Source organism: Brucella pituitosa (genome assembly GCF_003049685.1).
Classification (GTDB): domain Bacteria; phylum Pseudomonadota; class Alphaproteobacteria; order Rhizobiales; family Rhizobiaceae; genus Brucella; species Brucella pituitosa.
On sequence record NZ_PYSY02000002.1, the window covers coordinates 967,501 to 991,139 of the forward strand.

The window sequence follows — 23,639 nt, forward strand, 5'->3', positions numbered from 1 at the left end:
TTAATAGAATATCAACCGTTCCAGCCTGCCGATTCCTTTATTTGCGACAATGAAATGACAGAAATGGTGATCACTTATCACTTCGGGATTGATGGCGGTGGCACTGGATGCCGTGCAATCGTTGCAGATCAGAACGGCAGAGTGCTGGGTGAAGGCGCATCTGGGCCTGCGAATATAGGGGCAGACCAAGAGAATAGCATTCTTCATATATGTAAGGCAGCAGACCGAGCGCGCAAGAATGCCGGTTTGGGCTCTTCTATATATGAATCGGCGAGCGCCGTGTTGGGGCTGGCTGGTGCCAACTCTCTTCCTGATCATACTCTTATATATGAGCGTCTACCGTTCAAAGTGAGCAGAATCGTTTCAGATACGCTCACAGCATTGCAAGGAGCGATGGGGGATGGCGATGCCGCCATCGCGATTCTGGGAACGGGATCAGCCTTTGTAAGGCGAACCGACGACACAATCCGCATAATCGGCGGGCGCGGCTTTATGCTGAGCGATCACGCTGGAGGCGCACGACTCGGTCGCGAACTACTGGAACAGGTACTGCTCACAGTTGACGGATTCGCGCAGCACTCAGATTTGTCTCGCGCGGTTCTTGCGAGATTCGACAGTAACCCGCGCGATATCACAGTTTTCTCCCGGACAGCTAGCGCCGCTGACTATGCCGCTTTTGCTCCAATGCTCTTCGAATTTGCAGTGCTGAACGATCCGCTCAGCTTACGAATCCTTGCCGACGCTTGTGAAATGATCCGTAGGGGATTGGATAAATTGGGAATCGAAGAGCTTCAACGTTTCAGCATTACGGGTGGGTTGGCGTCATCCTACGCTGCACTGCCATTCTTTCCTTATAAGGAGTTCTATCGGGAACCCCTCGGTGACAGCCTGCAAGGTGCGCTAGCACTGGCGTTAAAAAAGGCGACGCCGACATAGTGCGACGTGAAAGTAACTTGCCGGAATAGCCGTAACTCCCTAATTCTTATTATATATACGATCACCAGGGAAATTAGACCGTCCGTTGGACATTGCAGCAGGGATGCCATGCTAACCAAAAAAGGCAAATACGGCCTGAAAGCCATGGTGCACCTGGCCAATATATCGGACGGTCAGCTGGCTTCAGCGAGCGAGATTGCCGAAAGGCATCATATCCCGCGGAAGTTTCTCGATAATATTTTCATCGAGTTGCGAAACGCAGGCTTTGTATTGAGCCGCAAAGGCAAAGGCGGTGGATTTTGCCTTGCCCGCCCCGCCAGCGAGATCCATATCGGCAATATCATTCGGGCACTGGATGGGGCGCTTGCGCCTATCGCCTGCGCCAGCAAAACCGATTATCAGCCTTGCGACGATTGCGATGAAACCGAATGCGAAGTGCGACACATGATGTTGGACGTGCGCGAAGCGATCGCCAATGTGCTTGATCACCGCACCCTTGCCGACAGCAGGATATCTGAAATTACCGCGCTGTCGGCTGAATAGGATCTGGGTTAGGCTGCCGCTGACCAATTTGGAAACGGGTCAACCAGTTTTTGCCAGTTTTGCGGCATAAAGAACTGCTCAGGCACCAGACAGGTATCGAGTTCAGCAATCATATTAGCCTTATCCATCGGACTAACTCCGATAAATACAATTTCCTGCCTGCGGTCTCCCCACTCAGCATCAAGATAAGGCTGCATCGCCTGATGCCATTCCGGTTCGACCGGCCAATAGCTGCGAGGAACAGCCGACCACCAGCGACCGCGCTTGTTGGTGCGGACCAATGCGCCGGCCTGACTCAACTCGCCCACATAATCAGGACGCGTTGCCAGCCAGAAAAAGCCCTTTGCGCGAACCACACCCGGCCAGCTTCGATCAATAAAACTTTGAAAGCGTGCTGGATCAAATGGACGACGGGCACGATACACAAATGAATGGACGCCATACTCCTCTGTCTCCGGCACATGCTCGTGGAAACCGTGGAGTTCTTTATACCAAAGCGGATGTTCGTGGGCGCGATTGAAATCGAACAGGCGTGTGTCGAGAATCGAATCAAGCGAGACCTGTCCGAAATCGACTTCCTCTATTTTTGCGTCGGGATTGAGTGACTTGATCACCTTGCGCGCAAGATCACGTTCTTCCGCGCTTGAGGTGGAAACCTTGTTGAGCACGACAACATCTGCAAACTCAATCTGCTCGACCAGCAGATCAACCAGTGTCCGCTCATCCTCATCTCCTAGAGATTCGCCACGGTCGCGCAGGAAATCGCTGGAAGAGTAGTCTTTGAGCAAATTGGCGGCATCTACAACCGTAACCATCGTGTCTAGACGGGCAAGGTCGGAGAGACTTTCACCCTTCTCATCGCGAAATTCAAATGTGGCGGCAACTGGTAGAGGTTCAGATATGCCGGTCGATTCGATCAGGAGATAATCAAAACGATCCTGCGAGGCGAGTTGAGCCACTTCTTTCAGAAGATCATCGCGCAATGTGCAACAAATGCAGCCATTGGTCATTTCAACGAGTTGCTCTTCGGTGCGCGATAAATCGGCACCTCCCTCACGCACCAAAGCAGCATCAATATTGATTTCGCTCATATCGTTGACGATCACCGCGACACGCCGATTTTCGCGGTTGTTGAGCACGTGGTTAAGGAGCGTGGTTTTTCCTGCTCCGAGAAAGCCCGAAAGAACGGTGACTGGAAGCCTTTTCATGGCATCTCCTTTGCTGCGGTTGATACAAAAGCTGCTAGCGCAGTATGACTGGATAATTAATGTTATATCATTACATCTACTGGACTAAAAAGAGGCGGCAAAGCCACCTGATTGAGAAACTTAAACACGTCTTAGAAAAGCTGGATAGCTTTTCCAAAGTACGTTGAGAATCGTTGGGTCGGACCATCGGAGAAATCAAACAGCCCGACCCTAAGAACTGGCCACTTCCGGGTGGGGTTCCAGAACAAGGGCGCGACCAGTGCTACTCTGACAGACAGCTCTTCAGTGAAGCTGCCAGATTACGAATGAGTTGCGGATAGAGATCAGGACCGTCCTTCAATTCTGAACCGAGTGGATCAAGCACACCCGTTTTGGCCTCGGTGCCGTCAATCACAGTGTTGACCAGCTTTGGTTCAAACTGCGGTTCGGAGAACACGCATACAGCGCCGAGCGATTTGATCTTCTCATGGATGTCCTTGATGCGGGCTGCACCCGGTGCTTTGTCAGGGCTGACAGTAATCGAACCCGCAGCTTTTACGTCGAAGCGGTTCTCAAAATACTGATATGCATCGTGGAAGACGATAAACGGCTTGTCTTTGACAGGTTGAAGTTCGCTGTCAATATCTTTGGTCAGTACATCCAGCTTTTCGGCATAATCGGCTGCATTCTTTTCGTATTGCGCCGCATGTTCAGGATCGCTTTCGCTCAGAACCTTGGCGATATCACCAACGAGAACCTTGCCATTCTGCGGGTCGAGCCAGAAGTGGAGGTCGAATTCGGCATGGTGGTGGTGTTCCTCTGCCTTTTCAGCACTTTCCTTTGCGTGGTCATGGCCATCGTGAGAGCCAGCTCCCGCACTATGGTCATGACCCGCCTCACCATGCTTTTCGTGCTCATGACCTTCATCGCCATGATCATGTGCCTCGAATGGCCCCCCTTCGCGGAATTTGAGCTTCGTCAATCCATCGGCTTCGCCCAACGCTACAACTTTAGCGCCCTCGCCCAAGGTATCGAATGGCTTATCGAGAAAAGTCTCCATCGAAGGCCCGGCCCAGAAGATGACCTTCGCGTGCTCGATGGCTTGGGCATCAGATGGTTTGAGGCTGTAAGAATGTTCCGACCCTGCACCCTGAACGATCAGTTTTGGCTCGCCTACACCCTGCATTACAGCAGCAACCAGGGAATGCAGTGGTTTGATCGAAACGACAACGCCGCTGCGCTCGGCGGCAGAAGCCGCCCCACCCAAAACAGCCATAAATGCGGATGCCAACAGCAGGGATCGGAAGTGTTTCATGATATTTTCTCGGGTTCTCTCTTGAGAGTCAGCAAAAGCGAACAACATATACAAGTGATATGTTATTCTATTACATCATTTGCGTTATGCTATAACGTCTGCGATAAGGAGACACAACCTCTTTTTGGAGAATTGTTCACAGTGCTTAACCGGGCAACGCAAATGAACACGAATCGGCATATCGTTCACACATCTTGAGACAAGAATTTCGAGAGCGCCTTTTGTCCCTTAAGACAAAGTGTTGATGCTCTCATAAAGGCAGCGAAAGCTCATTTTATATGGCCCGTAAAACCGCCCCCCCCGTACATTCAAAGCGGGAACCATTGATCGACCTGAAAGGTGCCGGCGTTTATCGTGACGGGCGATGGCTTGTGCGCAATGTTGACCTGACGATCCATCGCGGTGAGATCGTCACACTTATCGGCCCCAACGGTGCGGGTAAAAGCACCACAGCCAAAATGGCGTTGCACATTCTCAAGCCCGATGAGGGCGAGGTGCATCATATAAAAGGTCTGCGGATCGGATATGTGCCGCAGAAGATCAATATTGACAGGACCATGCCGCTTTCTGTTGAGCGCTTGATGACACTGACCGGCCCCCTACCCAAAGCTGATATTGTGCGTGCACTGGATGCCGTCGGAATCACACATCTTCTCAAAGCAGAGATTACCAATCTGTCGGGTGGCGAGTTTCAGCGAGCATTGATGGCCCGTGCACTCGCACGCAAGCCCGATATCATGGTGCTAGATGAGCCAGTCCAAGGCGTCGATTTTTCCGGTGAAGCGGCCCTTTACGAGCTGATTGCTAAATTACGTGATGACACGGGCTGCGGTGTACTGCTGATCTCCCACGATCTGCATCTTGTCATGGCGGCAACCGACCGCGTCATCTGCCTCAATGGTCATGTCTGCTGCAGCGGAACGCCGCGCGATGTGACTGCCAGCCCGGAATATTTGCGCCTGTTCGGGAGCCGCGCAGTCGGGCCTCTCGCCGTTTATGAACATCATCACGATCACACACATCTGCCTGACGGTCGTGTCATGCACGCCGATGGCACGGTGACAGATCACTGCCATGCCGAAGATGGTCATCACCATGACGGTGAACATCATCACCATCATGAGGAAGGCAAACCCCATGCTTGACGATTTTTTCACCCGCGCTTTGATTGCCGGGATAGGCCTGGCACTGACCACGGGCCCGCTTGGCTGCTTCATCGTGTGGAGGCGGATGGCCTATTTTGGTGACACCATGGCCCATTCGGCATTGCTGGGCGTGGCCTTGGCACTGATCCTTGATATCAATCTGATGATCGGTGTTTTTGCCGTAGCCGTCGCCATTTCAGCCATCCTTTTGCTGCTGCAAAAAAGGCATTCGCTTTCGGCGGATTCGCTGTTGGGTATTCTTTCACACGCAACACTATCGCTGGGACTGGTCATCGTCGCCTTTATGACATGGGTGCGTGTCGACCTGCTGTCATTCCTGTTTGGCGATCTGCTCGCAGTTTCGCGTCTCGACATCGCTTTTATCTATGGCGGCGGAATTCTGGTGCTCGCCGTGCTTGCATGGTTGTGGCGCCCACTGCTTGCAGCTACCGTCAGCGAAGATATTGCGCGGGCTGAAGGCTTGAATCCCGCCTTGTCGCGCATCATCTTCATGCTGCTGCTGGCAATTGTTATCGCCATTTCAATGAAGATTGTCGGTATTTTGCTGATAACGTCGCTTCTGATTATTCCTGCCGCGACAGCCCGCCGGTTTGCTTCAACGCCTGAGCAAATGGCTATCATGGCTTCCATCATCGGGGCAGTTGGCGTTATCGGCGGGCTTTACGGTTCTGTTGAATTCGATACGCCATCGGGCCCATCAATCGTCGTTGCCGCACTGGCTATTTTCATTTTAAGCCTCCTGCCATTAAATAGGAGAGAGGCTTCACCGAAACGGACCGCTGGACAATGAGCAATCACCACGACCATCATCACGCGCATAGTCACCCATCGCATGATCTGACCCGCAATCAGACACTGGTTTTCGATGTGTTGTCCAAGGCGGATGGACCACTGAGCGCCTATACGATTCTCGACCAGCTCCGCGATGATGGCTTTCGCGCTCCGCTGCAGGTTTATCGCGCTTTGGAAAAGCTGCTTGATTACGGGATGGTGCACCGCCTCGAAAGCCTGAATGCCTTTGTTGCCTGCGCGCACCCGCAATGCCACCAGCACGGCCTTATTGCTTTTGCCATTTGCGAACAATGCGGACAGGTGACGGAATTTTCCGATCCAGCCATCGAAAATCTCGTCAGCGCGTGGAGCGTCCAAAGTGGCTTCAAATCACGCAAAACAACACTGGAATTGCGTGGTCGCTGTGAAAAATGCGGCGAACATTGAACTTAGGTAACGCTTACTAAAGTGATGCCTGCTATATTTTGCCTTCAAGGGGAAAATATAGCAGGCAAAATTTTATGGTGCGCAACAAGCCATCTCACGAGCGACGTAGGGAAGAGCGACAGCGCACGCGGCTGCGATCAGGTAAGATAATCGACCTTGATGGGCGCTTTATCATTGAGTGCCAGTTCTGCGACATTGCTCCGCATGGTGCAAGACTAAGGATAACTGACGTTCCGAGCCTCCCCGAACGCTTCTGGCTGTTTGACGACTTCTATGCGCGTGCGCTTCTGGCCCAGATCGTCTGGCGAGAGAAACGCGAAATCGGAGTCCAGCTCATCACAGACCCCTCCATACCCACGCTTGACGAAGAACGTTTGAGCCAGCTGGCGGGAAAATACTACTCGCTGTGAGATGAAGCGGCTGCCGCCTGCTTGCCAGCGATTTCCGACGAAGCACCGCCGCGCATATTCATGGCGCGAATCTCTGCCGCCGAAATGTAATTGAATTGTTCGACCAGCAGATCCTTGATCACTGGTTCTGGGAAGCGCGCATTCAAATCGGTGATGACCGATGCCCGCACAGCCTCGAAGTTCACTTTCTCGACTTCTTTGGTGTCCGAATAACTGCCGTAAAACTTACGGAAAATCTCATCACTGATGAAATATTCAAGCGGCACAGTGAGCTTTTTGCGAATGTTCGAATCGACCGTATAGACCAGCTGCGCCACGACATAGCCTGCAACGCTGCCATTGGAGATGATCGGCACACTCATCACGTCGGTCTTGACGTAATCGAGCCCGCCAAACGCGCCTCCATTCGCTTGCACCTCGCCTGAAGGCCCATCGTTCTGGCGCACAGCAAAGAACAGCGATCCGAGGGCCACTGCACATATCCAAAGGCCGATTGCGAATATGCGGATCATCGGGCGTGACCGAGCCTCGCGCTCTGCATGCTGTAGGTGCCGTCTGCATCCTGCGTTTCCAGCGCGCCACGGATAAGATCAGCCAGTTCACCAACCGCACGCAGGTGCAGTTGCAACGCTTCGCAATTCTTCTCCAGCTTCTGCTTGAGACTATCAAGCAATGGCTGCAATCCCTTCATCGTGGCAGGTTCGGCAAGGCTGGCAGCCTTTTTGATTGCCTTATTGAAGTCATACAGGCCACGGCTCTTGCGCGAGTTGATGTCGGCAAGGTCCGGATGTCCGCCCTCAAGCAAAAGACGGGTTTCCGTATCAATGACGTCCTCAAGACGCTGAATAGCCCGCACAACCGGCTTAAGTGCGGGCTGCTGCTCCAGTTCCTCTGCTGGATTGACATCCAGTGCTACTTCCGGCGCTTGCGGCAGCAGGCTGATTTCGGAGCTTGTGTCGGTCATGTTCGGGTTTCCTCAATTATATGTATCAGCGGGTCGCGCTCTCGTTCACTCGCTAGAGCGGTTTCGGTAAAGGCGGATCAGCCTTAAGCGCGTTCTCCACTTTCATTGTTTTCCAGTTGCTTCTGAATGAGTTGGCGTTCAAATCCGTGAATGATATCCTTCGACACGGCGTCCTTGCTCATTCCCTGTCCCAGATCGTTAACGACGTCTCCCAAAGCCAACGTTGCCGAATTCTCCGCTCGCTGCTTCATTGCTGCTTGCGCTTCGAGCATACGGGCGATGCCTACACCGCCCGTATCTGCCATTTTATTGGCCATGGCCTCAGCCATCATCGATTTCCAGTACTCACCTGCGATGCCCTTGCCAAAAGTGGCCGTTGTATCGCTGGTAAACATCGACTGGACGAAAGACTGCAGCATGAAAGCTTCAAACTTTCGATAGGCCGGGTTGGTTGCGTTCTGGCTTTCGGGATTGACCCTAACCCCTGAACCCAGACTTTCAGAAAAGCTCACAAAATTCCGCGGCAAACCTGTATCGGCACCAGCCCCCGTCGGACCTGTGTTAGCCGATATCGACTTCAGACGTTCCGCCGCCAGGCGATAGGCTTGCGGATCGGCCGCCCGCGCCACGTCCATCACCAGGTCTGACGGCGGATTGATCGCCATACAACTCGTCCTTCTTCATCTCTTGATTGCACCATAGTTTGCCAAACTTGACTGAAGCTTGCGGTACGAATCAGCGTCAGTTTTATGACAGACACAGGGTCAATGTCGCCTGGATAAGTCCACCAGATTTCTTGTAAATACTTGTTATAATAAGGAATTAACTGTCAGTACCCGCGATATCATCGATCAAGCCGTAGATGTTTTCCGGCAGATAAGCTCTTCAATGAGGCTTGCGAGTTCTCGTCTTTCGGTATCATTTCGTACCGTTTCCAGCCGATCTTCCAAAAGTTCTACCCGACGTTGTTCTTTCAGGAGACCGCTGCGCTGTGATTCGAGCTGCTGTTCGATGCTCTCGCTTTCTAAGGCATTGCCTCCAAGACGTTTGATAAGCAGTGCGGGGTCGACTGTGAATGAACTGCCATCGTATCGCCGATCCTGCATAGCGATCAGCGCTTCACGCTCTTCATCAAGCACAGCCTTGCGATTATTCGTGACCGCAAGAGATACTTCCAGCCGAGCGGCGCCCAGCTTTTGCAATGCAATCAGCTTTTTGAGATTACGGGCATTGGTTTGAGCCATGAAATCCTCAGAACAGATTGCGCATCTGCGTTGACGTTTCGCCGATAAAGAAACGCAGCAGTTCCGGCAAAATGAAATAGACGACCAGCAATCCACCGCCGAGGACAAATGGCATCGACACAAAATAGATAGGAATCGTCGGCGTCAGCTTGTTGATCAGTCCAATGGCGAAATTGACCAGAATCGCAAAGACAATAAACGGCGCTGCGATGCGCAAGGTTGCCAGAAATGCCCCGGAAAGCGCGTCGCTGATATCGATCATCGCGGCATCGGGTCTGAAATGACCTTCAACGGGTATCGCTGTGTAGGAACTCAGCAGCGCCCGCAGAATCTCAAGATGCATGTCCGTGACGAAAAACAGAAACAGCGCGCTGAAAGTGACAATGGTCGCAAGCGTTGCCTGCGGTTCAGGTTCAGTAATCGCATCGGCTGGAGTGCCGGAATAGCCCACTGCCATCGCCATCATATTGGCCATGAATTGCAGCGCCCAGAAATAAATATGCGCCAGAATCCCAATCACCGCACCAATAAACATTTCGCTCAGCATAAGGCGAAACATCGCCAACGGATGTGTGCCATCAAGGCTGGGTGTGATGGTCTCAATCACCAGTGGAAGCACGGCGAATGAGCAGGCGAGCGCGATGAACAACCGCACCTGCAGCGGTATCCGCCCGCTTGAGATGCCCGGCATCAGCATCAGACATGCCCCGACACGGCAGAATGCGAGCATGGCTGCGAAGACAAGCTCGTTGATCGGCAGTTGGGTGATGGGCAACGGGTTCTCTCCCCGTCAGGAAATCGCGCCAAGCGATTTCACTTCGACACCACGTGCGATCTCGACATGCGACAGAACAGGCAAGGTCGCGAAAAGGCGCTCGATGATCATGCGGATATATGGGCGCGCTTCAGGAGAAGAGACCAGCACAAACCGCTCGCCGCTATCAAAATGCTTGCGTATGGCTGCCGTGGCTTCGGTACCAAACTGCTCAAGCTGGCGCGGATCGATATCAAACTCGACGATTTCGCCCTTGTTGTCCCGCTTGAGGCTCTGATGGAAGACCAGATCCCATCGGTTGCCAAGGCGCAGGACGTTGAGCACGCCATTATCCGACAGATCACCGCATATCTGCTGCGCCATCCGCATGCGAACATGCTCGACAATCATTTCAGGACGGCGGACGAGAGGCGCAATCTCCGCAATCGATTCAAGAATCAGATGCAGGTTGCGGATTGAAACACGCTCCGCAAGCAGCAGCTTCAAAACAGCCTGAAGCCCTGAATAGGAGATATTTGCCGGACAGATATCCTCAAGAAGCTTGCGATATTCCGGCCCAAGACGATCAAGCAGAATCCGCATGTCTTTATAGGATAGGAGCTGCGCCAGATTGTTACGCACAATCTCGCTCAAATGTGTCAGCAACACCGACAGATTATCGACGGTCATATAGCCATCGCGACGCAGGTCGGACGTAAATGTTTCCGGCACAGAATAGGCACGCATACCAAAAGCCGGTTCGCGCACTTCTTCGCCCGGAATAGACGGGATTGGACGTTCACCCAACACGACGAGAATTTCACCAACCCGCAATTCATGGCTCGCAACCGCAGTACCGTGGATCTTGATACGATAGCTCTTTGGTGGCAGCGAAATATCGTCCGTTACCTTGATCTCAGGGATAACGAAGCCGTATTCCTGCGCAAACTTCTTACGCATCTTGGCGACGCGATGTGCCAGTTCCTGCTGCGATGCAATAAGGCGGGCGGAGAGCTGCTTGCCAAGGCAAAGCTCGATCTGTGTGGTTTCCAGCGAAGCCTTGACGGAATTGCGCTCCTGCTCTTCCACATCTCGCTGCTTGGACTGTTCTTCTGCTGCCTCAGCCTCGCGCTGGCGGGCCTGACGGCGCGGCACTGCGATACCGACAAACGCCATGGCGCCGCCCAACAGGAAGAACGGAAATGCTGGCAATCCAGGCATGATACCCAGCACAAACAGCAGGAATGATGCAATCAGAAGGGCTTTAGGATAAGCGCCAAGCTGTCCGAAAATCGCCTGATCGGCCGAGCCGCGTGTACCACCCTTGGAAACAAGAAGACCGGCTGCAAGCGAGACGATCAGCGCCGGGATCTGCGTAACCAGACCGTCGCCAACAGAAAGCTTGGTGAAAACGTCGGCTGCTTCGGAAATATCCATACCATGGCGGGTTACGCCAATGATGATGCCACCGAAAATATTGACCGCCGTGATGATCAGACCGGCAATCGCATCACCGCGCACGAATTTCGAAGCACCATCCATCGAACCGAAGAACGAGCTTTCCTCTTCCAGTTCACGACGACGATGCTGTGCCTGTTTCTCATCGATCAGACCAGAGGAGAGGTCGGCATCGATTGCCATCTGCTTGCCGGGAATAGCGTCGAGCGTGAAGCGTGCACCCACTTCTGCGATACGCGTCGCACCCTTGGTGATGACAAGGAAATTGACGATGATGAGGATCGAGAAAACGACAAGGCCGATGACGAAATCGCCACCCATCACGAATTGCGAGAAGCCGTGGATCACATGGCCCGCTGCCAGATAGCCTTCATTGCCATGTGTGAGGATCACACGCGTCGTCGCAATATTGAGAGACAGACGCATCATCGTTGCGATCAGCAACACGGTTGGGAAAGCCGAGAAATCGAGCGGGCGCTGAATCCACAGCGAAACCATCAGGATAAGAACGGAAAAGGCGATCGAGAAGGCCAGACCGATATCCAGCACAACTGCGGGCACAGGCAGGAAAAGCACGGTCAGAATAATGACAATGCCAGCAGCAAGCCCCAAGTCGCTGCCTGTCAGAATTCCACGCTTTGTTAATGGCTTAGCCGCTGCCTGCTGCACGTCCGTCTCCTATTGTCGGACGGAACATAAACGGCGAAGCTTGCGCGAGGGCTACGTCAGAAAAACAGCAGCCTCTTCTGGAATAGGTTCTAAAATCCTTTTTCGATGCGCGAATAGGCCAACAGCGTAAAGGAGTTGATCTGCGCTCCGACAAACGGCGCGGTAAAGGCCAGAACGACAAAAATGACGATGATTTTCGGCACGAAAGTCAGCGTCATTTCCTGAATCTGTGTCAAAGCCTGAAACAGCGCAATACCGATGCCCGCAAGCATTGCTGCAAGGACAGCTGGGCCGCTGGCCATAAGCACGGTCCAAACCGCCGAATTGACGATATCGAGCGCATCAGCTTCGTTCAAAACCGTTTTCCTTAGCTAATCTTGACGCCTTGGCCGATCAGCATCGTCTTGCCGTCTTCCAGTTCGGCGAGCATGCCCGACGACTGAATGGTCACGGATTTGACGACACCGGAAACTGTTCCGTCAGCGCTTGTCAATGTGCGGCCAATCCAGCCTTCCGCCTGCGATAGAGATGAATTGGCAATCAGCGTTTCAAGCTTGCTGTTCATCTGCACGGCCTGCTCCACATTGGAGAAGGTGGCAAGCTGGGAAACATATTGCGTCGCATCCATTGGCTGCGTCGGATCCTGATTCTGCATCTGCGTAACCAGAAGTTTCAGAAAGGAATTGTAATCCACACTGGCCTTGGCAGCAGCATTGCTGCTCGACGAGTTGGCTGTGTTGTTCGTCGTATTGTTCGCACCGACTGTCGATGTGGTGGTCATAGACTTGCCTCCGCAGGCTTTTCGGATTGTTTGACAGGCACGACCGGGACTGTTTCGCCCATCAGCTCGGCCTCGCGCTGATATTGCGCACGAATTGTCTTCAATGCTTCAAAAACACGTCCGTTGTGAACCAGCTCATCAACAAGCTTGAGTGCGTTGAGGATTTCCGCATCCTTGAATGCCGCAAACATGCCTTTCAGCATCTGCGCAAAGGTATTGCGGGCCTGTTCTCTCAGCGCTGGCTCGATCAGGATCATCTGTGCCGCAAAGTAGAGCTGGCGCAGCGGCGTCGTTGTCTCATCAGGTTGCAGAACATGGTTTTCCAGCAGAAAGGTCGCGTCGTTCAACAGCTCAAGCGATACTTTCCGGTCTGCTTTCAGAACCGCGCCGTTGATGTAGATCTTCTCACCCGCACGCAGCGAAAGACGAATTGCCGATTTGCCACTATTGGTCGTCATATCACAGACCATCCCGGATGGATTCGGTGATTTCGATCAAGGTATCGTAATCACTGCTTTCGCCCTGCCGAATGAGTTCCATTTCTTTGAGAATGAAGATGCCAACTGAAATGATGGCCGCCTTGAGTTCCTTCGGGAGCACATTCTCGTCCGACCCTAAATCGTCGATGATCGTGGTCCAGAGTTTGGTGGTGAAGTAGGCAGCATCGATGCCTTCGCGCGATCCGGCTCCATTGGCCCTGGCAGCGGCAAGCATCTCGATCGAACGGTCAAAAAGCATCCGCTCCCGTTCCTTGGCGCTCGCCATATCATCATTCATGACGTCTTCGTAGCGCAGCTGATACATGTAGTCTCCGTTCTCCGGCATCACACTTACAGGCCGCCTCATGCTGCCCGGTGCGTGATGTTCAACTTCGGGGCGGATAAGCGCCCCACAGCATCGCCCAAAAATCGGAACCGATTTTTGGAAAGAACAATGCGTCGATTTAATAGTCCAGAGCGTCATTTGTGCACCCTAAAGGGTGCACGGCGCTCTAATGATCTAACTATTTCAAATAGTTCAGCAGGCTCATATTCTGCAGCTGAACTGTCAGCGCATAGGATGTCTCGATCTGTGTCATCAATGCATTAACGCGTGTTGCAGCCTCGTAAGGGTCGACTTCCTCAAGATTAAGAACCGATTCATTGAGAATCTTCTGCTGGGCTGCAATGCGTGTTGTGGCTGCATTCGTACGCTGCTGCGCAAGACCAAGCGTCGTCTGCTCTGAGGTCATCCCCGTGACACCCTGCGTCGTTGTCTGCATAGCCTGTGTGGTGAGCGCCTGAAACGCGGAATTGTTCAGACCGATGGTCGCAAATTCAGAAACCATCACCGCCGACATGATTGTCTTGCGGAAACCGTCTGCGTTGGCAGAGATCGATGTCGCAGCCGTTTCGCTGGGTGAAATACGGCTCTTAATCACCGTGTCAGACGCATTCGACCAATTAGCATCCCAGTTGGCATCATTGAACTGTTCAGCAAAATCGCCTTCGAGAAAGGATTTCATTTCATCGCCGGTAATATTGGCAACCCGCGGATCATTCATGCCGAAACCGAAATGATCTTCAAATGCCTGGCGCACCGCTGTCTGGGCGGCACTACCTTCTGTATAGTCGGCAATCGGCTTCACATCGGTGTTCACACCAGAGAAAATATATTCGCCATTATAGCTGGTATTAAGCAAACCGGTGACGGAATCGAGCAAAGACTGCGCAGATTTTGCAGCCGTTTCAGCAGCTTCAACGGTGCTGTTGGCTCCCGTCAGATCGCCGAGAAAATCCTGCGTATTTTCGATAATGGTCGTGGTCGCACTCTGCGTCGTCGTCATCCGCTGCTGCAGCAGTTTGTTCATATCGGTCAGAACAGTCAGACGATCATATTCCTTGCGCAAGGATATGGTCTGGCCAGACTTGGAACCGAGCGCCAAACCAACATCGAACACCATACCAGTGGTTGCTTCCTGTTGGGCTTTCCCAAGCTCAGCCTTAGTCTTCGCTACGAGGACCTTGAGAGCTGAAGCTGCACCATAAGTGGAAATCGATTGCGCTTTCATAAGCCTCACACCGCGTTGAGAAGATCGTCGAGCATGGAGTTGATCGTCGTCAACACCCGGCTCGAGGCCTGATAGGAATGTTCAAGATCAAGAAGCAGCGCCATTTCAGTGTTGATATCGACACCATTGGCATTGGAAAGCGCCTGATCGGCCTGAACAGCGACAGTCTGATTGTAGGAGAAATTGGAATTAGCCGTTTTCCGCTTGCCTTCCAGCCAGCTGATCGAAGAAGCGCTGTAATCAATAAGGCTTGCACTGGAATTAAGCCCTGCAGACGACGCAAAAGTCAGTGGCTCCGTGAAAGCTTCGTTCAAAGCGCGCAGGCGATCACTAAAGCCGGCCGCACCAGTTGCATTATATTTATAATTGGCACCATTCGCACCGCCATCACGCAAGAGAAGCGAGCTGCCGCCTTCTGATGCAACAAATGCGGACGACACCTTGATCGTGCCCGCAAGGCCAGCTGTAACGCCCGTACCCGGAACAGCTGGCGATCCGGCCCAGCCGAACAGACCGGTCTGATTTGGGCCTGCTCCAGTCTGATCAGTTTCCGCGAACATCGACACCAGACCGCGTGCGATCTCATCAAGCTGCATCTGGTATTGCGGTGCAATCTGATCACGCAACTGCAAGAGTCCACTCAAGCGGCCTGTACCGTAAGGCTGATCGAATGTGTCGTGCGTCAGTGGCACACCGTCGACCAGAACAGCGTTGCCTGCAACACCCGCTGCGAGACCGCCGGAGGATTCGAAGCTGACTTTACGTGCCGTTGTTTCAAACAGCGTTACACCGTTTTCTGCGAAAATGACCATGTCATTGTCGCCGCGCACCATGGTCGTGATGCCCAGTTCGCCGGAAAGCTGCTTCAGCAGTGAATCGCGCTGATCAAGAAAATCAGACACATCACTGCCTGCACGCGTGCCGCTGACGATCTGCTGGTTCACCTTTTCGAACTTGGCCAGCACGTCGTTGATGTTGGCAACAGAGTCCGCGATTTCATTATCTGCATCGGTGCGCAGAGACTGGATCTGCTTCGTGCCATCGTTCAGGGCATCGGCCAGCGCCTGCGCAGTCGATACGACGCTATCGCCAAGTGTCGAATTGGAGGGCGAGGCAGCAAAGGTCTGGAGCGCATCGCGCAAATCGCCGATCAGGGCCGAAGGCGAACCTGAAAAATTATCCACCGAATAAAGCGACGAAAGGCGGTCAAGCCCGCCTGCAAGAATAGAAGAAGAGGATGCCGTGCTGTTCGACTGAATAAAGCGGTTGAACAACGCCTCATCAGCGGACCGGCTGATATTCACATAAAGCGAGCCATACGGCCCGGAAGCCAGCGAGGCCGTACGCCGCGAATAATCAGGATCATTGACTCCCGCAATATTGCGAGAGACGACTGACGTCTGCTTGGACGTTGCCGCAAGCGAACTTTTGGCCGTCAGAAGAGCAGAACTAAGCGACATCTTATCCCCATCCTACGTCGAACCGTTTTTGTTGCGAAAACAGTCCAGTTTTAAAACTGCAATTCCGGGGAGACTGACCACCTCCCCGGAACCGCTTCAATTTATCTTTTCAGGTTAACCAGTACGTCCATCAGTTCGGAACCGGTCTGGAAGACCTTCGAATTGGCGGTGTAGCTGCGCTGAGCTTCGATCATGTCGGTCAACTCTTGCGCAATATCAGCGTTGGATTCTTCCAACGCGCCGGACGAAATCTTGCCCATGCCGCCGCCTTCAGGGAACCCAAGCTGGATGTTGCCGGATTCGGCACTCGGCGAAAACACATTGCCGCTGATAACCGACATGCGATCAGGGCTGGCAACCGTTCCGAGCGGAATACGGTAAAGGAGCTTCTGCGCGCCATTCTCATAAAGCGCCACGACGGAACCGTCTTTGCCAATATCCACGCCCTTGATGGACGAAGGCGCCTGACCGTTGATAACGGCTTCACTGATCGTATAGTCTTTGGCAAGCTGCTTGGATGAACCAAGGTTAAGATCCAATGACTGGCCATTATAGGCGGTGAGATCAACAGCAACGTCGCCGCCGGAAAGCAGCTTACCGTTCGTGCCGTCAAAATTCAGAGTGGTTGTTCCGACTTCCACGCCATCCGCCGCATTCTTGATCGAAACGTCCCAGGTGTTGTCGCCGGTCTTGGTGAAATAGACATCCAGCGTGATCTTGCCACCAAGGTTGTCATAAGCGATCAGCGATGTTTTGTGATTAAACTCGCCGGTAGCAGGCACTGTATCCGTCGAAGGCAGATTGACCGTGAAATTGCCAGATGTACTTGGCGTAGCGACCAGATCGGACTGCTTGACGTTCACACGCTCCAGACCGTCGAAGCTGTTGGCCACTGTAGTAACATTGCCATTCGCGTCTGCTGGATAGCCCATCAGGTAGTAGCCGGACGTATTGACAAGATTGCCATACTGATCAGGAACGAACGAGCCAGCGCGCGTAAGGAAAGGCGTGCCGTCAGCATCGCTAACTACAAAATAACCGTTACCATCGATAGCAAGATCAGTGGTTGAAGACGTCGGACGAATGCCGCCCTGATCGGAAATACCGTAGCGAATATTGGTTTCCACGCTGCCAGAATTATATTGACCTGCGGTGTTGGGCAGAACCAGAGACGAGAACTGCGCATCAGCGCGCTTGTAACCGACCGTGCTCGCATTTGCGATGTTATCCGCGACTGCAGACAAGCGGTTGGCCTGCGCGTTCATACCCGAAACGCCGGTCCGCATCATACCGTAGAGGCTCATTGGCAACTCCTGAGAATTTGAGAATCCGCAGACAAGCTAACGGGCCACGCTTGCGTGAAACTGTAGCCTTTAGGATTTTTACGCTTTTACTGAGGACTCGATCAGTTTCAGGGGTGCCCGGAAGGGACTACCTTTAAAAACCGCGAATTACTGGATTTGAGCTTTTGAAAGCCCGACAGACCGGATACGAATCTCATTCGATATTGATTGAGTATCCAAGAAAACGTTTTGAATCAACAGGATCAAAACCAAGCTTTTCGCGCAATTTTTTGCGGAGCTTGCTGATATGGCTTTCGACGACATTTTCTTCGACTTCACTGTCGAAAATGCCGTAAATCGCACTGAAAATCTGCGCCTTGTTGAGGCGGCGACCACGGTTTGCGATCAGATATTCAAGGATGCGGCGCTCACGACGAGGCAACGGGAAATCCACACCATTTATCTGTGGATCACGACCATCGGAGAAAACCCGGATCGGTCCAAGCTCGGTCCCATCATTGCCTGATGAGCCAGACGCACCGGTACGGCGACGAATTGCATTGATGCGGGCGAGGATTTCGCGGACATGAACCGGCTTGCGGACCACGTCATCAACTCCGGATTGAAAAAGCTCCAGAGTGTGCTCCAGTGACGGGCGGTCATTTACCGCAATCACCGGCGCCTTACAGCGTTCACGAATTCGGGCTGGAAGTCCGTTCTGGGCTTCACATTCGCCGATCAGAAAGGCTTCAACTGCCAGAATATCCTGATGGGGGACGCTCTCGACCCATTCATTGAAATCATCTGGTGTAAAGCCGGTTGTCGTGATGCCTTCTCGACTGAACCAAGAGGAGTACCCCTCAGTCACAATATTCCGCTCATCTACGACTACGATCATCGGCCCGCCTTCCGAATCAATATGTTAACCCAAGCAAGACAGAAGTAACGGGCAGGAGGAGTCGGCGGCAATGACAAAAAGTTGCCCGCAATATATTGGGAGGTAATTTAGAAGTATCTAATTTAAAGGGAATCGCGATGATTGCATCGCCCGCCCACTCTTCGTCTGAAAACCTTAACGATTGGTTAATGCGCTCACGAAGTTTTACGATTCTTTACAAGCACTTAAAATTTTACTCTCTAAAACACCTCATCCAAACCTTTGCAACCAAAGATTGAATGCCAAATCCGCGCGTGTATAGAGCACCCCTCTACAACCGGCATTTTTCCTGGATTCACAATCAGCCTGCGCAAAAACCTTTTGCCTGCGGCGTCCAGTTTCCGAAGCCTGCAGCGATCATATTTGTCATCACGCGACAGACATACCGCTTCTGCGCAGGATCATTATTGGGACCTGCATGATAGCGCGCGACTGCCATCGTCCAGTTGCCTTCGCGTTCACGCAGACGCTTAAGGAAGCGTGCAGCATAATCAACATTGAGGCTTGGTTGCAGCATCGCGCCAACCGACGGAAATTCGCTCGAATGATAATAGTGATTGATCTGCATGCAGCCCAGATCGATCAGTTTTGCACCTTCGGCGTGTACCTGGTTAAAGCGCCTTAGAGCTGCAGCCTGAGACGGAAAAAACTCGGCCCTTCCTTCAATGTTCATTGCATAGGGCTGAAGCGAGTTTTTGCGCCCGGTTTCGGTTAAGCCAACGGCATAAAGAATACCAAGTGGCACGCCATAACGGGCGGATGCTCGATGCATTTCCCGTTCGCAAGTATTCTCTGCTTTAGCTATTGATAAATTAAACGACCAGGCCGCGATTACGGCCACCAGGACCGCCAGACATTTCACGCTCATTGGCTTCAGTCGACATGCGAGCGCGGGCATTATTGCTTTCTGCCTGACCGGATTCGCCATTCTGCCTGCCCTCTCCGCCCATGAACTGCGCTTGCGACTGTCCCTGCGCATTGCCCCGACCGTCCGAGCCGTTTTGCATGTCAAAGGTTTGCTGGCCTTGCTGTTGAGAGCTTGCCTGCTGATGCCCGGCGCTCTGACTTGCTGAACTATGCTGAACAGCACTGACTGCTCCTCGTTCTGTGACCGTCACCGAGATTTTAGCATCGTCGGCGATCCCAGCAACTTTGAGTGCCTTTTCAATCATTGAACGATCAGCTGCCAGCGCCTCCGCCCCATGAGCCTTGTCAGCCACAAGATGAACTTCGACGCTATTATCAGCGACTAAGCGAATACGCGCAGTCACAGCGCCAAGCTCCACCGGATCAAGCCTGATCTGCAAGGTCTTTACCGCACCGAAGCTCCGTTCCGATACCAGCTGAATGTCTGCTATGCGTGCTGCCGCTGTTGAAGCCGTTGGCAAAGGAGACTTAACATCAACCACGGAAGGCGATTTCGCGGACTGCTGTTGTGGCTGCACATTTGGACGGTCTGGTTCTGCGGCATTGTTCGACTGAGCCGAAAGCTCTGGCTTGGGTAACACGGACGAAGCTTCTTCCGGACTATCAGCCTGCTTAGCTGCTGTTGCAGCAGGCTGATTGTGACTGACAACATTTTCAGCCTTTGTAGCACCCTTGGGATCAACAGAAGCCGGGTTCTTCTTGCTTGCCTCAGCGCTGTCCTTCTGATCCTTCTCTGGCTGATCCTTCCCTGGCTGGCCCTTCTTTGACAGCGCTTCCGGCATTGGCATGTCGGATACGTTATCGACAGCCATTCCCTGATCAACCGCCGCCACATCAGCCAGTGCGGATATATTTGCCCCCGGCTTGGCCGCATTGCTGGCTGCTGCGACCTGACTATCTCCACTCGAACTGGTCAATCCTGCTGCCAAAACAAGCAGGTTCTGCGATGCGCCATAGACCGGAGATTGGGAAGGAGATTGCGCCTGTGCTTCGCGTTCTGTCTTATCGCTATCATCCGACCCTGTATCGCCGTCCTTCTGTTCGCCATCCGGCGACAGCTTGTTCTGGGGCTTTTCGAGAAGTGCGCCGAACAATTTTGCAGGCTCGGATTGTTCCTGATTTTCACCATTCACTTTCGCCACAGTGCCCTGCTGCGCACCATTTCCCTTGGCAAGCGAAGCCAGCCTTCCAGCCGCATTCAGCAAAACATCTACGCTCATTGAATGGTCTTCCCTAGCAAGGCATCAATCTCTGCAAGCTTGCGCCGCGCGTCATCCATGGTCTTCTGCAAATCGTCTTCGGGCTGTGCGGGCTGGGATGGCTTCCAGCCAACTGCTGGCGCAACTTCCTGAGCGGCAGCCGGCGCTGGCTCTTCTTCCGCATCCGCAATTGGCATTGCGGGGATGTCAGTCTCAGTCTTAACTGGCTTCGCCTTATCCGCCATGCTGGCAGGCGTACGCGTGACAACTGAACCGACAGCCTCGGCCGCTTGCAAAAGCTGCCTGTCGCGCTCCTGCAGTCGATCCGGTGAAATCTGCGACAGTTCCCGCAAAGCATTTCCGGCAGAATCAGATGCAACATCGCTTGCAGCCGCATAGAGATTGGCGCGACTTGGATCGGTCTTCAGATGATCCGCCAGTTTACGTGCCTCACCCGACATGAAACGGGCGCGTTCAGTCTGGCCATTTACCAGAGCACCACGCGCAATCTGCAAATACAGCGAATACTGCATAACGGGATCAGCCGTACCAATCAGCTTGGTCAGTTCGGCATTGCCGATCCGATCATTGAGTTTTAGCGCAGCATCGACGAACTGCTTCATGAAATCGCGCATATAGGGCGAGCGCGGGAAGCGCTGCAGATAATTGCGCGATAGCGTGCGTATCTTGTCAGCATCGCCCAGCTTGGCCGCAATCGGCATTGAGCGGCGAATAGCAGCTTCTTCAAAAAGCGTCCCTGGGCTCTCAAGCCGAACCTGATCAAGACGCAGAAGTGCGGTGGCAGGATCAAAGGCTGTCATCTGGCTTGCAGTAACCAGAATAATGGAGGATCGCAGCTCGGCCGGAAGCTGCTGCGACAACGGAACTGAAAACAGCTTCACAACCTCAATGTTCTGGCCCGAAGCATAAGCCAATGCGCCTTTGACAAGCTCTTGCGGGACTGTCTCGCCATCCAGACCAGCCAGCACCTTGCGCACTGCTTCCGGATTGCCGCCATTAAAGAGATAGATAATCGCCGCATAGATATTCTCAGGCTTTTCCCAGAGTTCCTTAGGAGCACGCTCCATGTCGGAACTGACGAAAATGAGAAGCCTGTTGAGCATGACGACTGCTTCAGGCTTCCCCGAAACCAGCTGATCCTGCAACATGCGCAGCGAACGAACGAGCTTATATGGCTCAAGCACCGGCAAGCTCTGCCGTTCTTCCGCTACCACTGTCTGGGCATAGGAAACCGCTCCCCCGCTTATCAGCGGCAGGCTCGCAGCAAGTGCCAGCAAAGAGCGCGTTACCAGTTTCTTCATGGGGTGGACTTGAGGAAGATGTCGATGCGACGGTTTTCAGCAGCGTTCGGATCGGCTGCATTTTTAGGCTGACGGTCTGAATACCCCTCAACACGCAACACGCGTTTTTCATCCAGCCCGCCACGCACCAGCATGTAGTAAGCCATTTGCGCACGTGCCGAAGACAGACGCCAGTTATCATAAGTCGCGCTCTTGAAAGGACGTGCATCGGTGTGGCCACTGATGATAACTTCGCCCGGCTGCCGCGAGATAACCTGCGCGATGCGTTCGAGCATCTGCACAACCCTTGCGTCGGGCTTGGCGGAGCCAATCGTGAACATACCAAAATCGACCTTGTCGGTCAGCTGGATCATGACGCCGCCTTCGACAGGAACAACCGTCACATCAGGCATAAGTTCAGCTTTCGCTGCCTCCCCGCGTTCTGACTGAGCCTCTCCGTCTGCAGCTTTCTTCAGATCCGCAATCAGCTGCTCCTGGCTTTCAGCAGGTTTTTCAGCGTCCTCTGGCTTTGTCTCGACCTTCGCGTCAGCAGTCTGCTGCGGCGGTGTTGCAGGCGCTGCTTCTGGCTGCGTCAGTTCTTCTGCAGCCTTGCTCGACCAATAGTCCGGGCTGAATGGATCACGATAAGCGTCGCCACCATCAGCGCCAGTTTGCATGCCAGCCTGAGAACTGCCGCCGTCGCCCTTGGTGGACTGGTTTTGCAAAACGCCCGTCTCATGTGCAAGTTCGGACAAGACCGCATAAGGCTCGCGGAACATGCGGCTCTCTTCCTGCTCAATCGGCAGAGAGGTTGTATTGTCGTTGATGACCTTGGTGCTGTTTTCTATCTGTTTGTCGCTCTCGAAGCGAACCTTGCCGTTTTTTCTCGTCAATATCCTGCACGCCCTTGGGACTCGAATGACGGTCCATCAGCTTGACAGGGTTGAAGTAGCTGGCAACAGCAGCCTTGCTCTCCTCGTTTGCGGCATTGATGAGCCACATGACGAGAAAAAAAGGCCATCATCGCAGTCATGAAGTCGGCATATGCAATCTTCCAGACGCCACCATGATGACCGTCATGATCATCGTGCCTGCCGCGACGAACGATAATGATTTCGCGTTTGCTTTCCGGATCGATGCTCATCTGGCGGCAGCCCTTAATTCTTCCAGAACCGGCGCAACACGCGTTTCAAGCACGCGCTCACCAAAGGAAAATGAGAGTTCGCCGGATGTGGTTTCTGTGAACCGGCATCCAGCTGGCAGGAGATCGGCATGCTCCCGGAGCGGCTCAAGAAGATGCAGCGGCCCTGCGATTTCCGGCGCGCGCGCCTCAAGAGCAATTGTGCTGATACGCTGCGCGAAACCGGAAACGGCATCCCGTTCCAGCTTGGCTGCAAGAAGCGGCGCCAAAACATCGGCAATCTGCGCAGAAAGGTTCTTTTCCAGTCCACTCAGAGCCTCGGTCAATGCGCCCGCCAGCAAAATTGCCTGTTCGCGGGAGAAGCTGGCGCGCAATGCCTCGGTTTCAGCTTCGTGTTCACGCAAAAGTCTGGCCTTTTCGGCCTCATACAGAGCCTCGGCTTCCTTGTGGCCGTCTTCTCGACCGGCCTCGAATGCGTTTCGCTTTTCTTCCTCAACAGCAATAGCGTGAGCGACTTCGGCCTGCTCGGTAAACGCCGCTTTTTCTGCCGCCGACGTCTCTGATGCATCTGCCCGCTTGGGGTGCTCGGAAAGCGGCAGGGGATGCGCAGGCGCCGCAATGATCTCGACCGCATCATCGGCAATCGGATGCGTTGAAAAATCGGGAAGGTAGCGGCTAAGCGTGAGCGTGCTCATA

The 23,639-nt window shown here is 53.4% G+C and carries 26 protein-coding genes and 1 pseudogene; 6 read left to right on the forward strand and 21 right to left on the reverse strand.

The window, feature by feature from the left end; genetic code table 11:
• The first annotated feature begins 54 nt into the window (after positions 1-54).
• Together C9380_RS16925 and C9380_RS16930 are read left to right on the forward strand one after the other, a co-directional pair.
• Entirely contained in the window at positions 55-936 is an 882-nt protein-coding gene (locus C9380_RS16925) for a glucosamine kinase nucleotide-binding domain-containing protein (protein WP_128094104.1), read from the forward strand.
• A 108-nt stretch (positions 937-1,044) separates the two neighbouring features.
• The gene (locus tag C9380_RS16930) at positions 1,045-1,479 is read left to right on the forward strand and encodes an RrF2 family transcriptional regulator (protein WP_024895869.1); all 435 of its coding nucleotides are present in this window, start codon (positions 1,045-1,047) and stop codon (positions 1,477-1,479) included.
• An 8-nt stretch (positions 1,480-1,487) separates the two neighbouring features.
• Here C9380_RS16930 and zigA read toward each other — a convergent pair whose 3' ends face one another.
• Positions 1,488-2,687 (reverse strand): zinc metallochaperone GTPase ZigA, encoded by a 1,200-nt coding sequence (gene zigA, locus C9380_RS16935; RefSeq protein ID WP_100557350.1) that lies wholly within the window; start codon positions 2,685-2,687, stop codon positions 1,488-1,490.
• A gap of 262 nt (positions 2,688-2,949) precedes the next feature.
• Entirely contained in the window at positions 2,950-3,981 is a 1,032-nt protein-coding gene (gene znuA, locus C9380_RS16940; RefSeq protein ID WP_100557351.1) for a zinc ABC transporter substrate-binding protein ZnuA, read from the reverse strand.
• Positions 3,982-4,259: 278 nt separating this feature from the next.
• Here znuA and C9380_RS16945 point away from each other — a divergent pair, with 278 nt between their 5' ends.
• The 4 genes from C9380_RS16945 to C9380_RS16960 all read left to right on the forward strand — a co-directional run bounded on the left by C9380_RS16945 (position 4,260) and on the right by C9380_RS16960 (position 6,775).
• The gene (locus C9380_RS16945) at positions 4,260-5,126 is read left to right on the forward strand and encodes an ATP-binding cassette domain-containing protein (protein WP_100557352.1); all 867 of its coding nucleotides are present in this window, start codon (positions 4,260-4,262) and stop codon (positions 5,124-5,126) included.
• Positions 5,077-5,937, forward strand: a complete 861-nt coding sequence (znuB, locus tag C9380_RS16950; protein WP_024895873.1) for a zinc ABC transporter permease subunit ZnuB — start codon at positions 5,077-5,079, stop codon at positions 5,935-5,937. Before C9380_RS16945 ends, znuB begins: the two co-directional genes overlap by 50 nt.
• The gene (locus tag C9380_RS16955) at positions 5,934-6,365 is read left to right on the forward strand and encodes a Fur family transcriptional regulator (RefSeq protein ID WP_024895874.1); all 432 of its coding nucleotides are present in this window, start codon (positions 5,934-5,936) and stop codon (positions 6,363-6,365) included. The genes znuB and C9380_RS16955 overlap by 4 nt, the downstream gene beginning before the upstream one ends.
• A gap of 74 nt (positions 6,366-6,439) precedes the next feature.
• Positions 6,440-6,775: a PilZ domain-containing protein gene (locus C9380_RS16960; RefSeq protein WP_105707980.1), complete on the forward strand. Its 336-nt coding sequence runs from the start codon at positions 6,440-6,442 to the stop codon at positions 6,773-6,775.
• Here the strand turns inward: C9380_RS16960 and C9380_RS16965 are convergent.
• The 19 genes and pseudogenes from C9380_RS16965 to C9380_RS17055 all read right to left on the reverse strand — a co-directional run bounded on the left by C9380_RS16965 (position 6,763) and on the right by C9380_RS17055 (position 23,638).
• Positions 6,763-7,287 carry a hypothetical protein gene (locus C9380_RS16965; protein ID WP_024895876.1) on the reverse strand — a complete coding sequence of 175 codons (525 nt, stop codon included), beginning with the start codon at positions 7,285-7,287 and terminating at the stop codon, positions 6,763-6,765. The two genes, C9380_RS16960 and C9380_RS16965, sit on opposite strands and share 13 nt — an antisense overlap.
• The gene (locus C9380_RS16970) at positions 7,284-7,739 is read right to left on the reverse strand and encodes a hypothetical protein (protein ID WP_024895877.1); all 456 of its coding nucleotides are present in this window, start codon (positions 7,737-7,739) and stop codon (positions 7,284-7,286) included. Before C9380_RS16970 ends, C9380_RS16965 begins: the two co-directional genes overlap by 4 nt.
• Positions 7,740-7,822: 83 nt before the next feature.
• Positions 7,823-8,404, reverse strand: coding sequence for a rod-binding protein (locus C9380_RS16975; RefSeq protein WP_100557354.1), 582 nt, complete (start codon positions 8,402-8,404; stop codon positions 7,823-7,825).
• A gap of 186 nt (positions 8,405-8,590) precedes the next feature.
• Positions 8,591-8,983 (reverse strand): hypothetical protein, encoded by a 393-nt coding sequence (locus C9380_RS16980; RefSeq protein ID WP_128094105.1) that lies wholly within the window; start codon positions 8,981-8,983, stop codon positions 8,591-8,593.
• 7 nt (positions 8,984-8,990) lie between these two features.
• Positions 8,991-9,758 carry a flagellar biosynthetic protein FliR gene (gene fliR, locus C9380_RS16985; RefSeq protein ID WP_111787528.1) on the reverse strand — a complete coding sequence of 256 codons (768 nt, stop codon included), beginning with the start codon at positions 9,756-9,758 and terminating at the stop codon, positions 8,991-8,993.
• A gap of 15 nt (positions 9,759-9,773) precedes the next feature.
• Positions 9,774-11,864, reverse strand: coding sequence for a flagellar biosynthesis protein FlhA (gene flhA, locus C9380_RS16990; protein WP_100557356.1), 2,091 nt, complete (start codon positions 11,862-11,864; stop codon positions 9,774-9,776).
• Positions 11,865-11,953: 89 nt separating this feature from the next.
• On the reverse strand, positions 11,954-12,220 hold the full coding sequence (gene fliQ / locus C9380_RS16995; protein ID WP_024895881.1) for a flagellar biosynthesis protein FliQ: 267 nt from the start codon (positions 12,218-12,220) through the stop codon (positions 11,954-11,956).
• Positions 12,221-12,231: 11 nt separating this feature from the next.
• Positions 12,232-12,645: a flagellar hook assembly protein FlgD gene (gene flgD, locus C9380_RS17000; RefSeq protein ID WP_024895882.1), complete on the reverse strand. Its 414-nt coding sequence runs from the start codon at positions 12,643-12,645 to the stop codon at positions 12,232-12,234.
• Entirely contained in the window at positions 12,642-13,103 is a 462-nt protein-coding gene (flbT, locus tag C9380_RS17005; protein WP_024895883.1) for a flagellar biosynthesis repressor FlbT, read from the reverse strand. Before flbT ends, flgD begins: the two co-directional genes overlap by 4 nt.
• 1 nt (position 13,104) lies before the next feature.
• Positions 13,105-13,449 (reverse strand): flagellar biosynthesis regulator FlaF, encoded by a 345-nt coding sequence (flaF, locus tag C9380_RS17010; RefSeq protein WP_024895884.1) that lies wholly within the window; start codon positions 13,447-13,449, stop codon positions 13,105-13,107.
• Between the two features lie 199 nt (positions 13,450-13,648).
• The gene (locus C9380_RS17015) at positions 13,649-14,695 is read right to left on the reverse strand and encodes a flagellar hook-associated family protein (RefSeq protein WP_105534776.1); all 1,047 of its coding nucleotides are present in this window, start codon (positions 14,693-14,695) and stop codon (positions 13,649-13,651) included.
• Positions 14,696-14,700: 5 nt separating this feature from the next.
• Complete coding sequence (gene flgK, locus C9380_RS17020) at positions 14,701-16,155, reverse strand: flagellar hook-associated protein FlgK (RefSeq protein WP_128094106.1); 1,455 nt, start codon at positions 16,153-16,155, stop codon at positions 14,701-14,703.
• Between the two features lie 101 nt (positions 16,156-16,256).
• On the reverse strand, positions 16,257-17,459 hold the full coding sequence (locus tag C9380_RS17025) for a flagellar hook protein FlgE (protein WP_024895887.1): 1,203 nt from the start codon (positions 17,457-17,459) through the stop codon (positions 16,257-16,259).
• Positions 17,460-17,652: 193 nt separating this feature from the next.
• Positions 17,653-18,336: a flagellar transcriptional regulator FtcR gene (gene ftcR / locus C9380_RS17030; protein ID WP_024895888.1), complete on the reverse strand. Its 684-nt coding sequence runs from the start codon at positions 18,334-18,336 to the stop codon at positions 17,653-17,655.
• Positions 18,337-18,676: 340 nt separating this feature from the next.
• Complete coding sequence (locus C9380_RS17035; protein ID WP_128094107.1) at positions 18,677-19,243, reverse strand: transglycosylase SLT domain-containing protein; 567 nt, start codon at positions 19,241-19,243, stop codon at positions 18,677-18,679.
• Positions 19,188-20,522, reverse strand: a complete 1,335-nt coding sequence (gene fliK / locus C9380_RS17040; RefSeq protein WP_247877673.1) for a flagellar hook-length control protein FliK — start codon at positions 20,520-20,522, stop codon at positions 19,188-19,190. The genes C9380_RS17035 and fliK overlap by 56 nt, the downstream gene beginning before the upstream one ends.
• Positions 20,519-21,823 (reverse strand): chemotaxis protein, encoded by a 1,305-nt coding sequence (locus tag C9380_RS17045; RefSeq protein WP_128094108.1) that lies wholly within the window; start codon positions 21,821-21,823, stop codon positions 20,519-20,521. The genes fliK and C9380_RS17045 overlap by 4 nt, the downstream gene beginning before the upstream one ends.
• A pseudogene (locus C9380_RS17050) lies at positions 21,820-22,946 on the reverse strand (flagellar motor protein MotB). Before C9380_RS17050 ends, C9380_RS17045 begins: the two are co-directional and overlap by 4 nt.
• Complete coding sequence (locus C9380_RS17055; protein ID WP_128094109.1) at positions 22,943-23,638, reverse strand: hypothetical protein; 696 nt, start codon at positions 23,636-23,638, stop codon at positions 22,943-22,945. Before C9380_RS17055 ends, C9380_RS17050 begins: the two are co-directional and overlap by 4 nt.
• Position 23,639 lies beyond the last annotated feature (1 nt).

What these genes read in the sequence shown, in the direction of transcription:
- flaF (WP_024895884.1), bottom strand. Translation starts at nt 13,449, where the DNA reads ATGTATCAGCTGCGCTACGAAGACGTCATGAATGATGATATGGCGAGC.
- flgD (WP_024895882.1), bottom strand. Translation starts at nt 12,645, where the DNA reads ATGACCACCACATCGACAGTCGGTGCGAACAATACGACGAACAACACA.
- fliK (WP_247877673.1), bottom strand. Translation starts at nt 20,522, where the DNA reads ATGAGCGTAGATGTTTTGCTGAATGCGGCTGGAAGGCTGGCTTCGCTT.
- C9380_RS17015 (WP_105534776.1), bottom strand. Translation starts at nt 14,695, where the DNA reads ATGAAAGCGCAATCGATTTCCACTTATGGTGCAGCTTCAGCTCTCAAG.
- C9380_RS17035 (WP_128094107.1), bottom strand. Translation starts at nt 19,243, where the DNA reads ATGAGCGTGAAATGTCTGGCGGTCCTGGTGGCCGTAATCGCGGCCTGG.
- flgK (WP_128094106.1), bottom strand. Translation starts at nt 16,155, where the DNA reads ATGTCGCTTAGTTCTGCTCTTCTGACGGCCAAAAGTTCGCTTGCGGCA.
- C9380_RS16925 (WP_128094104.1), top strand. Translation starts at nt 55, where the DNA reads ATGACAGAAATGGTGATCACTTATCACTTCGGGATTGATGGCGGTGGC.
- C9380_RS16945 (WP_100557352.1), top strand. Translation starts at nt 4,260, where the DNA reads ATGGCCCGTAAAACCGCCCCCCCCGTACATTCAAAGCGGGAACCATTG.
- C9380_RS17025 (WP_024895887.1), bottom strand. Translation starts at nt 17,459, where the DNA reads ATGAGCCTCTACGGTATGATGCGGACCGGCGTTTCGGGTATGAACGCG.
- ftcR (WP_024895888.1), bottom strand. Translation starts at nt 18,336, where the DNA reads ATGATCGTAGTCGTAGATGAGCGGAATATTGTGACTGAGGGGTACTCC.
- C9380_RS16930 (WP_024895869.1), top strand. Translation starts at nt 1,045, where the DNA reads ATGCTAACCAAAAAAGGCAAATACGGCCTGAAAGCCATGGTGCACCTG.
- C9380_RS16955 (WP_024895874.1), top strand. Translation starts at nt 5,934, where the DNA reads ATGAGCAATCACCACGACCATCATCACGCGCATAGTCACCCATCGCAT.
- znuB (WP_024895873.1), top strand. Translation starts at nt 5,077, where the DNA reads ATGACGGTGAACATCATCACCATCATGAGGAAGGCAAACCCCATGCTT.
- C9380_RS16975 (WP_100557354.1), bottom strand. Translation starts at nt 8,404, where the DNA reads ATGGCGATCAATCCGCCGTCAGACCTGGTGATGGACGTGGCGCGGGCG.
- znuA (WP_100557351.1), bottom strand. Translation starts at nt 3,981, where the DNA reads ATGAAACACTTCCGATCCCTGCTGTTGGCATCCGCATTTATGGCTGTT.
- C9380_RS16960 (WP_105707980.1), top strand. Translation starts at nt 6,440, where the DNA reads ATGGTGCGCAACAAGCCATCTCACGAGCGACGTAGGGAAGAGCGACAG.
- zigA (WP_100557350.1), bottom strand. Translation starts at nt 2,687, where the DNA reads ATGAAAAGGCTTCCAGTCACCGTTCTTTCGGGCTTTCTCGGAGCAGGA.
- C9380_RS16970 (WP_024895877.1), bottom strand. Translation starts at nt 7,739, where the DNA reads ATGACCGACACAAGCTCCGAAATCAGCCTGCTGCCGCAAGCGCCGGAA.
- C9380_RS17045 (WP_128094108.1), bottom strand. Translation starts at nt 21,823, where the DNA reads ATGAAGAAACTGGTAACGCGCTCTTTGCTGGCACTTGCTGCGAGCCTG.
- C9380_RS17055 (WP_128094109.1), bottom strand. Translation starts at nt 23,638, where the DNA reads ATGAGCACGCTCACGCTTAGCCGCTACCTTCCCGATTTTTCAACGCAT.
- flbT (WP_024895883.1), bottom strand. Translation starts at nt 13,103, where the DNA reads ATGACGACCAATAGTGGCAAATCGGCAATTCGTCTTTCGCTGCGTGCG.
- C9380_RS16980 (WP_128094105.1), bottom strand. Translation starts at nt 8,983, where the DNA reads ATGGCTCAAACCAATGCCCGTAATCTCAAAAAGCTGATTGCATTGCAA.
- C9380_RS16965 (WP_024895876.1), bottom strand. Translation starts at nt 7,287, where the DNA reads ATGATCCGCATATTCGCAATCGGCCTTTGGATATGTGCAGTGGCCCTC.